The sequence below is a fragment of the Rhizobium sp. AAP116 genome (genome assembly GCF_001295785.1).
GTDB lineage: Bacteria > Pseudomonadota > Alphaproteobacteria > Rhizobiales > Rhizobiaceae > Allorhizobium.
The window spans coordinates 1-12,741 of the sequence record NZ_LJIB01000033.1 but is presented as its reverse complement, the minus strand read 5'-3'; the positions used below and the strand labels follow the sequence as shown (position 1 = coordinate 12,741).

At 61.3% G+C, this 12,741-nt stretch carries 13 protein-coding genes; 6 read left to right on the top strand and 7 right to left on the bottom strand.

The features are described 5' to 3' along the window. Positions 1–43: 43 nt before the first annotated feature. Together ubiB and ubiE are read right to left on the bottom strand one after the other, a co-directional pair. On the bottom strand, positions 44–1,618 hold the full coding sequence (gene ubiB / locus IP85_RS18805) for a 2-polyprenylphenol 6-hydroxylase (RefSeq protein ID WP_054151204.1): 1,575 nt from the start codon (positions 1,616–1,618) through the stop codon (positions 44–46). 5 nt (positions 1,619–1,623) lie between these two features. Further along, positions 1,624–2,400 (bottom strand): bifunctional demethylmenaquinone methyltransferase/2-methoxy-6-polyprenyl-1,4-benzoquinol methylase UbiE, encoded by a 777-nt coding sequence (gene ubiE, locus IP85_RS18800; protein WP_054151203.1) that lies wholly within the window; start codon positions 2,398–2,400, stop codon positions 1,624–1,626. A 137-nt stretch (positions 2,401–2,537) separates the two neighbouring features. Between ubiE and mutM the strand changes: the two genes are divergently transcribed. The 4 genes from mutM to dnaA all read left to right on the top strand — a co-directional run bounded on the left by mutM (position 2,538) and on the right by dnaA (position 7,049). After that, the gene (gene mutM, locus IP85_RS18795; protein WP_054151202.1) at positions 2,538–3,428 is read left to right on the top strand and encodes a bifunctional DNA-formamidopyrimidine glycosylase/DNA-(apurinic or apyrimidinic site) lyase; all 891 of its coding nucleotides are present in this window, start codon (positions 2,538–2,540) and stop codon (positions 3,426–3,428) included. Positions 3,429–3,455: 27 nt separating this feature from the next. Then, on the top strand, positions 3,456–4,229 hold the full coding sequence (locus tag IP85_RS18790) for an enoyl-CoA hydratase (protein WP_054151201.1): 774 nt from the start codon (positions 3,456–3,458) through the stop codon (positions 4,227–4,229). 189 nt (positions 4,230–4,418) lie between these two features. Continuing rightward, positions 4,419–4,685, top strand: a complete 267-nt coding sequence (gene rpsT / locus IP85_RS18785) for a 30S ribosomal protein S20 (protein ID WP_006724980.1) — start codon at positions 4,419–4,421, stop codon at positions 4,683–4,685. An 813-nt stretch (positions 4,686–5,498) separates the two neighbouring features. Next, positions 5,499–7,049, top strand: a complete 1,551-nt coding sequence (gene dnaA, locus IP85_RS18780; protein ID WP_054151257.1) for a chromosomal replication initiator protein DnaA — start codon at positions 5,499–5,501, stop codon at positions 7,047–7,049. Between the two features lie 117 nt (positions 7,050–7,166). On the opposite strand, the gene hemW is transcribed toward dnaA, so the two are convergent. From hemW to rph, 4 genes are read right to left on the bottom strand one after another with little or no spacing between them, the layout of a single operon-like run. Continuing rightward, positions 7,167–8,348, bottom strand: coding sequence for a radical SAM family heme chaperone HemW (gene hemW / locus IP85_RS18775; RefSeq protein WP_054151200.1), 1,182 nt, complete (start codon positions 8,346–8,348; stop codon positions 7,167–7,169). Between the two features lie 4 nt (positions 8,349–8,352). Next, positions 8,353–8,997 (bottom strand): RdgB/HAM1 family non-canonical purine NTP pyrophosphatase, encoded by a 645-nt coding sequence (rdgB, locus tag IP85_RS18770; protein WP_054151199.1) that lies wholly within the window; start codon positions 8,995–8,997, stop codon positions 8,353–8,355. A gap of 13 nt (positions 8,998–9,010) precedes the next feature. Continuing rightward, complete coding sequence (locus IP85_RS18765; protein ID WP_054151198.1) at positions 9,011–9,415, bottom strand: VOC family protein; 405 nt, start codon at positions 9,413–9,415, stop codon at positions 9,011–9,013. A gap of 13 nt (positions 9,416–9,428) precedes the next feature. Beyond that, a complete protein-coding gene (gene rph / locus IP85_RS18760; protein WP_054151197.1) occupies positions 9,429–10,145 on the bottom strand; it encodes a ribonuclease PH in 717 nt (238 codons plus the stop codon). 171 nt (positions 10,146–10,316) lie between these two features. Here rph and hrcA point away from each other — a divergent pair, with 171 nt between their 5' ends. Both hrcA and grpE read left to right on the top strand, forming a co-directional pair. Continuing rightward, the gene (hrcA, locus tag IP85_RS18755) at positions 10,317–11,405 is read left to right on the top strand and encodes a heat-inducible transcriptional repressor HrcA (protein WP_054151196.1); all 1,089 of its coding nucleotides are present in this window, start codon (positions 10,317–10,319) and stop codon (positions 11,403–11,405) included. Positions 11,406–11,510: 105 nt separating this feature from the next. Continuing rightward, a complete protein-coding gene (gene grpE / locus IP85_RS18750; RefSeq protein WP_054151195.1) occupies positions 11,511–12,137 on the top strand; it encodes a nucleotide exchange factor GrpE in 627 nt (208 codons plus the stop codon). A 79-nt stretch (positions 12,138–12,216) separates the two neighbouring features. Here the strand turns inward: grpE and ptsN are convergent, their stop codons facing one another. Beyond that, a complete protein-coding gene (gene ptsN, locus IP85_RS18745) occupies positions 12,217–12,681 on the bottom strand; it encodes a PTS IIA-like nitrogen regulatory protein PtsN (protein WP_054151256.1) in 465 nt (154 codons plus the stop codon). Positions 12,682–12,741 lie beyond the last annotated feature (60 nt).

The following is a 12,741-nucleotide window of genomic DNA, read 5'->3' as shown; positions in this document are numbered from 1 at the left end:
AAAAAATCGCGGACTCGCGATTTATCTTCGTCCGTCGTTGCCGTCAGGACACCTGGAAAGCGGTCACCACAGCTGCGACCGCGATCACCCAGAGCGCGATCCGACCAGACCGCGTATGTCGCGCTTCTGCCCGTCCGATGCGCTCGGCCGTGTCCGCATCGAAACGCAGACCTTCCTCGCTCATCCGCACGATCTCGCCATGAAGCTTCTCGGTCTTGCTGGCGATTTCTGGCAGAGCTTCGGCCAGCCTGAGTGCTGCCTTGGCGCCGTCCTTGAGATCGGTCGCAATCCGCTTCGGACCCAGATTGTCGCGGATCCAATTTGAGACGACCGGCTCTGCGGCTTTCCACATGTTGAAGCGCGGATTGAGAATGCGCGAGACGCCCTCGACGACGACCATGGTCTTTTGCAGCATCACCAGTTCAGGGCGTGTCTGCATGTCGAAGATCTCGGTGACTTCGAACAATAGCGTCAGCAGCTTACCCATCGAGATGGTCTCGGCCGGCTGCCCGTGAATCGGCTCGCCGATCGCGCGGATCGCCTGGGCGAAGCTCGCGACATTGTGGTGCGACGGAACGTAGCCGGCTTCGAAATGCACTTCTGCCACGCGCATGTAGTCGCGCGTGATGAAGCCGTAGAGGATCTCGGCGAGGAAGCGGCGTTCCTTTTTGCCAAGTCGTCCGGCAATGCCCATGTCGACGGCGACGATCATGCCGGCGGGATCGACGAAGAGATTGCCCGGATGCATGTCGGCATGGAAGAAGCCGTCGCGCAACGTATGGCGTAGGAAGGACTGGATCAGCGTGTCGGCGAGCGCGTTGAGGTCATGACCGGCGGCCCTCAAGCCCTCGACATCGGACATCTTGACGCCGTCGATCCATTCCATGGTGACGACGTCGCGGCCCGTGCGTTCCCAGTCGACTTCGGGCACGCGAAAGCCCGGGTCGTCCTTGGTGTTTTCCGCAATCTCGGACAGGGCCGCAGCCTCAAGGCGCAGATCCATCTCGACCTTGGTGGTCTGCTCCAGCGTCTTCGTCACCTCGACGGGCCGCAGGCGCCGCGTATGCGGCAGGAAACGTTCCTGGAGATGCGAGACGAGATACATGGCCTCGAGATCGGCCGCAAACCGCTTGCGCACGCCCGGACGGATCACCTTGACGGCAACCTTCCGCGAGCCCTCGGGCGTTGCGACCTGGGCCGGGTGCACCTGCGCGATCGAGGCGGCGGCGATCGGTTCACCGAAATGCGTGTAAAGCTCTTCGATGGAGCGGCCGAGCGATTCCTGAATGGTCGTCTTCGAGGCTTGCGTCGGGAAGAAATCCATCCGGTCCTGCAGCCCGGCAAGATCCTCTGCAAATTCAGCGCCGACGACATCCGGACGGGTGGCGAGAAACTGGCCGATCTTCACATAGGACGGGCCGAGGCGTGCAACGGCCCTGGCGAGACGATCCGACCGCTCGACCGATTTCGCCCGGCCACGCGCGAGCGGCGCGACGGTCGCCTTGGCGATGCCGACGAGCGGCGGCAGTCCTTCCGACGGAAGGGCCGCGACCACCCCTTCGCGCACCAGCACCCACCCAACCCGCGCCAGGCGGAAATATGCCCCGATCGTGCTCATGCGCCTCAGATCTTCCAGCCGGAATGGAGCGCCGCGATGCCGCCGGTGTAATTGGTGAAGCGGACGTTGGAGAAACCGGCGCGCTCGATCATCCGGGCAAAATCCGGCTGATTGGGGAATTTGCGGATCGACTCGACGAGATACTGATAGGGTTCGGCATCGCCGGTGATCATTTTGCCGAAGCGCGGGATCGCATTGAACGACCAGGCATCATAGACCTTGTCGAGCAGCGGCAGTTCCACCTCGGAAAACTCCAGCACGAGCAGACGTCCGCCGCGCTTCAGAACGCGGAAGGCCTCCGACAGCGCCACATCGATATGCGGCACATTGCGGATGCCGAACGCGATCGTATAGGCGTCGAAGCTGTTGTCCTCGAAGGGCAGGCTTTCCGCATTGGCCTCGACAAAGGTGAGGTTGGGGGAAAGCCCCTTCTTCTCCGCCCGCTCGGCACCCACGCCCAGCATGGAGCCGTTGATGTCGAGCACGGTCGCATGCGCCATCCGGTTGGAGGCCTCGACGATACGGAAGGCGATGTCGCCCGTGCCGCCGGCGACGTCGAGCACCTTATAGTTCTGATCCTTGCGCGGATTGAGAGCCGCCACCATCGCATCCTTCCAGACACGGTGGAGGCCGGCTGACATGACGTCGTTCATGATGTCGTAGCGCTTGGCCACCTTGTGGAAGACATCGTTGACCAGGTCCTGCTTTTCCTGCTCGTCGACCTGGCGGAACCCGTAGGAGGTTTCCATGCCGCCATCGGCGGAAATGCGGCTTGCAGTCATCGGTTCACTCCACATATCGGAACGGTCGGCGGACCATAGCGAAAAGGCCTGTCTCGCGCTATCTGCGTGGGAGAAGCCTTGGCTTCGCTGGTCTATAGACCTTTAAAGAAGCGGTTCAAACAGAAAGATGGGCGGAAATGCCGGAATTGCCAGAGGTTGAGACAGTCAGACGCGGCCTTGCGCCCGCCATGGAAGGCGCCAATCTGCAGCGCCTGGAGCTGCGCAGGCCGGATCTGCGCTTTCCTCTCCCGCGCGATTTTGCCGCAAGGGTCGAAGGTCGGCGTATTCTCGCGCTGTCCCGTCGGGCGAAATACCTGCTCGTCGACCTTGAGGAGGATCTGACCGTCATCGCGCATCTCGGCATGTCCGGCTCGTTCCGTATCGAAGCGGCAGCCGAGGCAAACATCCCCGGCGTCTTCCACCACGAGCGCAGCAAGGATGAGAAGCACGACCACGTCGTCTTTCATCTGCAGCGTCCGGAGGGCCCTGTCCGCGTCGTCTATAATGACCCGCGTCGGTTCGGCTTCATGGAGCTGATGGCGCGTTCTGAACTCGATACCTATCCGGCATTTCGCGATCTCGGCCCCGAGCCGGTCGGCAATATCCTCTCCCCGGACTATCTGGCGACCCGTTTTGCAGGCCGCAGCCAGCCGCTGAAGGGGGCTCTGCTCGATCAGAAGGTAATTGCCGGCCTCGGCAACATCTATGTCTGTGAAGCGCTCTGGCGCTCGCATCTGTCGCCGACGCGCAAGGTCTCCACCCTGGTCACGGCGAAGGGAAAACCGAAGGCGGAACTTGAGCTGCTCACCCAGTCGATCCGCGAGGTCATTGCCGATGCGATCGAGGCAGGTGGTTCGTCGCTGCGCGACCATATCCAGGCGGATGGCACCTTGGGGTACTTCCAGCATTCCTTCCGCGCCTATGATCGAGAGGGCGAGCCCTGCCTCACGAATGGTTGCAGGGGTACCGTCGAAAGGATAGTTCAATCCGGCCGCTCGACATTCTATTGTCGCACCTGCCAGAAATGAGGCCTTCGGGTCGTGGAGGAGGAAGCCATGTCATTTGAAACCCTGCTGATCGAACGGCGCGACCGTGTTGCGCTGGTGACGCTCAACCGGCCCCAGGCACTGAATGCCCTGAACTCAACGGTCATGCGCGAGCTCAGCCAGCTTCTCGCCGAGCTGCAGGCCGACGCTACCGTCGGTGCTGTGGTGCTCACGGGCTCGGAAAAGGCCTTCGCTGCCGGTGCTGACATCAAGGAAATGCAGTCGCTTGGTTTCGTCGACACCTATACCGGTGACTTCATCGGCGGATGGGATCACATCGCCGGCTTCCGCAAGCCCTTCATCGCCGCGGTCTCCGGTTTCGCACTCGGCGGCGGCTGTGAGCTCGCCATGATGTGCGACTTCATCATCGCCTCGAAGACCGCAAAGTTCGGCCAGCCCGAGATCACCCTTGGCATCATTCCCGGCATGGGCGGCTCCCAGCGCCTGACCCGCGCCGTCGGCAAGGCCAAGGCCATGGATCTTTGTCTGACCGGCCGCATGATGGATGCCGCGGAAGCGGAAAGTGCCGGCCTGGTGGCGCGCGTCGTCGAGCCCGAGCGCCTGCTGGACGAGGCGCTGGAAGCGGCAGCCAAGATTGCCTCCTTCTCGCTGCCTTCAGTGATGATGGCGAAGGAGGCCGTGAACCGCGCCTTCGAGCAGACCCTGGGCGAAGGCTTGCGCTTCGAACGCCGGCTGTTTCATTCGCTGTTTGCGACGGAAGACCAGAAGGAGGGCATGGCGGCCTTCGTTGAGAAGCGGAAGCCCGCCTTCAAGCATAGATAAGCGCAAGGGAAGGCGCGTTATCTGCAGAATCCGCGTTGACGCATTCGCGCTTTCCCGCTATATGCCCGCCCACGGTTGGGAAAGCCGATGCGCTTTTCCCATGAAACAGCCCCCCAAGTGCTGGTATGGCAGGTCGCAACGACCCGACGCGGCAATGGTGGGCTTTGGTTTGAATTCGAGAGAGGCATCATGGCCAACACAACTTCGGCGAAGAAGGCGACCCGCAAGATCGCTGCCCGTACTGCAGTCAACAAGGCTCGTCGTTCGCGGGTCCGTGGTTTCATCCGCAAGGTCGAAGAAGCCATCGCTTCCGGCGACGCAGCTGTTGCCAAGGACGCCCTGCAGGCTGCTCAGCCTGAGATCCAGCGCGCTGCCACCAAGGGTGTGGTTCACGCCAACACCGCATCGCGGAAGATCTCGCGTCTGGCCGCTCGTGTGAAGGCCCTGGCTGTCTAATTTTAGACACCTTTCTGACATTTTTCGAAGAGCCTGGCGTTGCGCCGGGCTTTTTGTCGTTGTTGCTCTCGGTTATCGAAAATTGTTGTTTTAGAGTTTTCTGCTGCACTGCATATTGTCAGTCTGATGACATGAAAAACGCAATGATTTCATATGGTTCCGGGAGGTGCTTGTGGGCGGGCTGCCTTCACGCTGGGGCAGATTGGCCCCCTCATGAGTCAAGAGAAATTTTATTTTTTCGCATTGCCAGCGCCCTGTCTTGTGTCTGTTTGGGAATCTCCTTGATTCAAAAGCGATTCTTTTTCGCCCGAATGTGACGCGAAAATGAAGTACGAAGAGTCAATGGTCCAGGCGCCCGATAGCCTAAAAATCGGTGTTGATCTTGGCTTTTGATCCTGCCTTAATGTTTCTCAGCAAGAGGCCAGCCAATGGCCGAAAACGACGGTCCGGACGACAGCAATGTCATCGTGACAGGTCGCTCTTGCCGGGACGGAGTGTTTCCATTCCGTTTTCTCATAAAGTGATCGACGTTGCATCGGAAACTTAGCTGTTTCCGCGTGATGGCGGTTTTGCGCCTTGATGGTGGCTGATGGCCACGACAAGGACAAGGATGTGCGGGATGACGAGGATGTCGCACGTATGAGCACTGCCATTGTCGTGAGGGGGCGATGGCGCGTTGAGCTGACTTTTGGCTGAAGTCGGCGCGATGTGTTCGGGGACCATCGATCCCTCAAGGGATCGATTAGAGATGAAGCGGCTGTCGGGCGCAAATGGATACGCCCGGCACCTGGAATGAATTTGGAAGGCGGCAAAATGCATATGAACTCTATGACGGCCGGTGCGTTGGCGAACGGGGACAATGCACATTCGGCGCTCGGCGCCGCATGCTCCGAAGGGGCAGGAGACAATGCCGAGATGAAGCATGATGCTCTGTTTGATCGTTTCAGCAAGCGGCTCAAGGCTCAGGTGGGTGTGGACGTATACCAGAGCTGGTTTGGGCGTCTGAAGCTGCACTCAGCATCGAAAAGCGTGGTGCGCCTGACCGTACCGACGACATTTCTGAAGTCGTGGATCAACAACCGTTACCTCGACCTGATCACGTCGATCTTCCAGGCTGAAGATCCGTCGATCCTGAAGGTTGAAATCATGGTGCGCAGCGCTAGCCGCAGCACCCGTGGTCCTGTCGTCGAGGAGCGTTCGGTCGGATCGGACGTCAGCCAGCCGACTTCGCCGCGCAAGACCGGACCGCAGACCGTAGGCCAGATCGCCTCGGCCCAGACCCAGGCACCGTCGAACGCCCGTACCACACAGGCAGGTCCGCTGTTCGGCTCGCCACTCGACAGCCGCTATACCTTCGATGGTTTCGTGGAAGGGTCCTCGAACCGCGTGGCGCTCGCAGCTGCCAAGACGATCGCTGAAGCCGGCGCCGGCGCCGTGCGGTTCAACCCGCTCTTCATCCATTCGTCCGTCGGCCTCGGCAAGACGCACCTGTTGCAGGCCATCGCCAATGCCGCAATCCAGAGCCCGCGGCAGCCGCGGGTCGTCTATCTCACGGCAGAATACTTCATGTGGCGTTTCGCAACCGCGATCCGCGACAATGATGCCCTGACGCTGAAGGACTCGCTGCGCAATATCGACCTTCTGATCATCGACGACATGCAGTTCCTGCAGGGTAAGATGATCCAGCACGAGTTCTGCCACCTCTTGAACATGCTGCTCGACAGCGCCAAGCAGGTCGTCGTCGCCGCCGACCGTGCGCCCTGGGAACTGGAATCGCTCGATCCGCGCGTTCGTTCGCGCCTGCAGGGTGGCGTTGCCATCGAGATGGAAGCGCCCGATTACGACATGCGCCTCGACATGATGAAGTCGCGCCTCGACGTCGCCCGCAAGGACGATCCGTCGATCGACATCCCCGCCGAGATCCTGGAGCATGTGGCCCGCAACATCACCAGCAGCGGCCGCGATCTGGAAGGCGCCTTCAACCAGTTGCTCTTCCGCCGCTCCTTCGAGCCGAACCTGTCGATCGAGCGCGTGGACGAACTGCTCGCTCACCTCGTCGGCGCCGGTGATCAGAAGCGCGTGCGCATCGAGGACATCCAGCGCGTCGTGGCCCGTCATTACAACGTCTCGCGCCAGGAACTTGTATCGAACCGCCGCACCCGCGTGATCGTCAAGCCGCGCCAGATTGCCATGTATCTGTCGAAGACGCTCACCCCGCGCTCCTTCCCGGAGATCGGTCGTCGCTTCGGTGGACGTGATCACACGACCGTACTGCATGCCGTCCGCAAGATCGAAGAGCTGATCTCGGCAGACCAGAAGCTGTCGCAGGAGATCGAACTTTTGCGCCGTCTGATAAACGAGTAAGCGCGTTCGCTACGAACCAAATAGAAAAGCCCGTCGATGATGCATCGGCGGGCTTTGTCGTTGGACCGTGCTACACCAAACCGAATGTCGCCGGCTAAACTGAAGATCTGAGGATTCTCAGCAGGCGAGATCCGCGACCACGGCGTCGAGGATCAGCATGCCCGGCGGTGTGCAGCGCAGCCGCGAATTGCCGAGCCGCTCGATGAAGCCCTGATCCAGCAGAAACTGCTCCTTGTCCGGATCGGGGTCGCGGCCGGACAGCTGCTGCCACCGGGCGAGATCTACGCCCTCGCGAAGCCGCAAGCCCATCAGGAGAAGCTCGTCGGCCTGCGCCTCGTGATCGAGCTCTTCGCGTTCGATAATGCCGTGACCATTCTGCTCGACGGCCGAAAGCCAGGTTTCCGGATGCCGTTCGGCGACCGTTGCAATCTTCGTGCGACCCTGGGTCAGGCGCCCATGCGCGCCTGGACCGATGCCGGCGTAATCGCCATAACGCCAGTAGGTCAGGTTATGGCGGCTCTCCGCGCCCGGGCGGGCGTGGTTGGAAACCTCATAGGCCGGCAGTCCTTCACGCGCGGTGATTTCCTGCGTCGCCTCGTAGAGTGTGGCGGCGTGCTCGTCATCGGGGACAATCAGCTTGCCGGCCTTGTGCAGGCCATAGAAGGCTGTGCCTTCTTCGATCGTCAACTGGTAGAGCGAAAGATGATCGACGGCATACGACATCGCCTCCTTCAGCTCACGCTCCCATGCTTCCACCGTCTGGTTGGGTCGGGCGTAAATCAGGTCGAAGGACATGCGCGGGAAGATCTCGCGCGCCAGTCGGATCGCCTTGAGTGCATCGGCGACATCATGCAGGCGTCCGAGGAACTTGAGGTCCGGATCGTTCAGCGCCTGCACCCCGAGCGAAACACGATTGACGCCCGCTGCCCGATAGCCGTGGAAGCGGGTCGCCTCGACGCTGGACGGGTTCGCCTCCATGGTGATCTCGATGCCGTCTGGCATATGCCAGTTGGCCGCAATGCCGTCGAGGATCGCGCCGACCGTCGAGGGATCCATCAGCGACGGCGTACCACCACCCATGAAGACACTGGTGACGGTCTTCGGCCCGGATATGGCCCGCACAGCCTTCAGCTCGGCAAGAAAGGCGGCGACGAAGCGCGCCTGATCGACCGGCTGGTGCCGCACATGACTGTTGAAGTCGCAATACGGACACTTGGCCGCGCAGAAGGGCCAATGCACGTAGACCCCGAAACCAGGCTCGCCAGTGTCGGGCAGGAGCGTAAAGGACCGATCGGTCAAGGCGTCATGCCTCCAGGCAGGTTTCGACGAAAAGCTTGAAGGCCCGGGCACGGTGCGACAGAGCCTCTGCATTGCCGGGCTTCCAGCCATGTTTTTCGTCCGCGGTCATCTCGCCGAAGGTGCGCTGATGCCCCTCGGGCTGGAAGACGGGGTCATAGCCGAAACCGGCGGTGCCGCGCGGCGGCCAGGCAACCACGCCCTCGACCTCGCCCCGGAAGAATTCGGTATGACCGTCCGGCCAGGCGAGGCAGAGCACGCTGACGAAGCGACAGGTTCTTTGAGCCGCATCCGTTGCGCCGCGCTCCTGGAGAGCCTTCTCGACCTTCTCCATCGCCATCTGAAAATCGCGGCTGCCATCCTCGCGCTCGGCCCAGTTCGCCGTATAGACGCCTGGAGCGCCGTCGAGCGCATCGATGACGAGGCCGCTGTCGTCCGAGAGCGCAGGCAGCCCCGAAGCCTTGGCAGAGGCGAGCGCCTTGATCGCGGCATTTTCCTCGAAAGTCGTACCGGTTTCATCTGGCTCGACGAAGGCAAGGTCCTTGGCCGATTTGGCAGAAAAGCCGAAGGGGCCGATCAGGTCGGCGATTTCAGCGATCTTGCCGGCATTGTGGCTGGCAACGATGATGGTGCGGGTGTCGAGTTTGCGCATGCGATAGGTCCGTTCAAGAAGTCCAAAGGGTGCGGGACGCGCATTCCAGGCTGTTTCCGGCCGGATCGCGGAAGTAGATCGAGCATGCGCCGTTCGGCCATGTCAGTTCGGATTCGACCGGTATACCGGCCTGCTGCAACCGACTGCGCATGGCATCGAGATCGTCGTGACGGACGATGAAACAGACATGGCCAGGGCCCCTCGTCCCGTGGGTCGGGACAGGGAAGGGGTCGTCGGCGATTAGCGTCTCCGTTTCTGCCGGATTGAAGATCAGAAGGACGCCGGACCCGCACCGATAGAAGATATGCCGGTTGCCGCCACGGCGGATCTTTTCGAGACCGAGGACGCCGTCATAAAACGCCTCTGCCTTGTCCAGATCGTCCGCATAGAGTGCGGTTTCGAGGATCCCTTCGATCATGCGGCCCTTCTTCTCAGGCGATTGTCTGCTTCTGCAGCGCCACCAGTTCGTCGATGCCATTCCGCGCCAGACCAAGCAACGTCAGGAACTCGTCCTGGCTGAACGGCTTGCCTTCTGCCGTGCCCTGGATCTCGACGATGCCGCCAGAGCCAGTCATGACGAAGTTGGCGTCCGTCTCGGCAGCCGAGTCTTCCAGATAATCGAGGTCGATCACAGGCTGGCTTGCGAAGATGCCGCACGAAACGGCCGCGATATGATCCTTGAGGACCTTCTCGACCTTGATCATGCTGCGGGCTTCCATCCACTTCAGGCAGTCATGCAGGGCAATGAAGGCGCCGGTGATCGCCGCCGTGCGCGTGCCGCCATCCGCCTGGATAACGTCGCAGTCGATCGAGATCTGGCGTTCGCCGAGAGCCTCGAGATCGACGATCGCCCGCAGCGACCGGCCGATGAGGCGCTGGATTTCCTGGGTACGACCGCTTTGCTTGCCCGAGGCGGCCTCGCGTTTCATGCGGTCACCGGTGGCGCGTGGCAGCATGCCGTATTCCGCCGTCACCCAGCCTTTGCCGGAATTGCGCAGCCACGGCGGGGTCTTCTCTTCCAGGCTCGCAGTGCACAGCACATGCGTGTCGCCGAACTTCACCAGGCAGGAGCCTTCTGCATGCTTGGAAAAGTTGCGCTCGAATGAAACCTTGCGCATTTGATCGGTTTTTCTGCCGGATGGCCGCATTGCAATCTCCTGGGTTGTTAGTTGCCTTCTAAGGACGGAGCAGCTTATTTGCAAAGAAAAACCATGCCGCAGCGCAGAGAGCCTTGCGCGCGGCGAAATACCCCTTGGTCATCCCGTAAGCAGTGACTATATTTATTGCATGAAACCTCTGAGATCATGTTCGCTCCGATAATGGCATCACCGAAGACGACCGTCGCAGACGTGTCCGCCTCCCTGGACGACCGCTCCCGGGAGGTCTTTCGCCGTATCGTCGAGACCTATCTCGACAGCGGCGATCCGCTCGGTTCGCGGAATCTTTCGCGCTTATTGCCGATGTCGCTGTCGCCCGCCTCCGTGCGCAACGTCATGAGCGATCTCGAAGAACTCGGTCTCATCTACGCGCCGCATATCAGCGCCGGACGCCTGCCAACGCAGGCCGGCCTGCGCTTCTTCGTCGACGCCTTCATGCAGATCGGCGATCTTTCCGAAGGTGAGCGGGACGAAATCGAGCGCCAGATCAGGCCTTCCAGTGCCGATCAGCCGATGGAGGCCATGCTGACCGAGGCAAGCCGCATGCTGTCCGGCCTGTCGCGTGGCGCCGGTCTTGTCATCTCGGCAAAGAACGATCCCGTTCTCAAGCATGTCGAATTCATTCGGCTCGAACCGACCAAGGCGCTCGCCGTTCTCGTCGGCGAGCACAATCAGGTCGAGAACCGCATCATCGAACTGCCGGCAGGCATCACGGCCTCGCAGTTGACCGAGGCGGCCAATTTCCTGAACGCCAACCTGGCAGGTCAGACGCTGCGCGAACTGCGTGGCCAGATTGAAAGCCTGAAGTCCCAGGTGGCGACCGAGCTCGACACCCTGTCCCAGGATCTGGTCGAGCGCGGCCTCGCCGTCTGGTCGGGCGAAGTGGCCGAAAAGCAGCCCGCCCGCCTGATCGTCCGCGGTCGCGCCAATCTGCTCGAAGGTCTGGCCGGCTCCGAGGACATTGATCGCTTGCGCCTGCTCTTCGATGATCTGGAGCGCAAGGAAAGCTTGATCGAAATCCTTGATCTGGCCGAAAGCGGCCCGGGGGTCCGGATCTTCATCGGATCCGAAAACAAGCTTTTTTCGCTCTCCGGTTCCTCGTTGATCGTAGCCCCCTATCGCGATGGCGAAGACCGTATCGTCGGCGCCGTCGGCGTAATTGGTCCGACCCGCCTCAACTATTCGCGCATCGTGCCGATGGTGGACTACACCGCACAGCTGATGGCGAGGCTCTCGCGCGGCGCGCGGTGAGCCAATTTCCCGACAAACCCTTGATTTTTTCTCGTCAAACCCTGATATCGGGCACGCATTCGAAAGCTTTGAGCTTCGAAAACGAGACATCATCCGGAGAACGTCATGACCGAAGAAACCAACAAGAACGGACCTGACGCGGCAGCTACCGAGGCAGAAGCAACCGCGACCACCGAAGAAGGACAGGTTGCGAACGAAAGCGAGGCCGGGTCCGCGCAGGAGAATGATCCGATCGACGCTTTGAAGGCAGAAAACGCCGATTTGCGCGACCGTTTCCTGCGCCTGGCCGCTGAAATGGACAATCTGCGCCGCCGCACCGACCGCGAAATCAAGGATGCCAAGTCCTATGCGGTCACCGGCTTCGCCCGCGACATGCTCTCCGTTTCCGACAACCTGCGACGCGCGATTGAGACGCTGCCGGACGAGGCTCGTGCCGCCGCAGACGCGACCGTCACCGCTCTGATCGAAGGTGTCGAAATGACCGAGCGCGGTATGCTGGCAACGCTCGAGCGCCATGGCGTGCGCAAGATCGAGGCGGAAGGCCAGAAGTTCGATCCGAACTTCCATCAGGCGATGTTCGAGGTGCCCAATCCGAACGTGCCCAACAACACGGTCGTTCAGGTCGTTCAGGCCGGCTACGCCATCGGCGAGCGTGTGCTGCGCCCGGCCATGGTCGGTGTTGCCAAGGGCGGTCCGAAGGAAGCCGCAGCCGAGGATGCCGCCAAGGCGTGAGCAGACGTGATGTCGCGTGAATGAAAAAAAAGCGCCCCATTCGGGCGCTTTTTTGCTGTCTGGGCTTGAAGGCAGTCGCTCAGGCGGCGTTCGACGCCTGTTCCTCGTTGAGGAAGGTGTAGATCGCGGAGGCCGATTCAGTCGCCCGGAGCTTGGCCACCAGGTCCTGGTCGCGCAGCACGCGCGCAATGCGTGACAGGGCCTTGAGATGATCTGCCCCGGCACCCTCGGGCGCGAGCAGCAGGAAGACCAGATCGACCGGCTGGTCGTCGAGCGCTTCGAAATCGACCGGCGTTTCGAGCCTTGCGAAGACGCCCGTGATCTTGCTGATCTTGTTCAGCTTTCCATGCGGGATGGCGATGCCGTTGCCCACGCCCGTCGAGCCGAGGCGCTCGCGCTGCAGGATCACGTCGAAGATTTCCCGTTCCGGAATGTCGGTAAGCTTGGAGGCTTTGGCCGCAAGTTCCTGAAGCAGCTGCTTCTTGGAGTTCACCCGGAGAGCCGGTACGACAGCATCCTGCTGCAGCAAATCTGCCAATGCCATATCAATGTCCTTCATGCCTCGGATCGAGGAACGGGCGGCTGCCTCGCGCAGCCGCCCAAG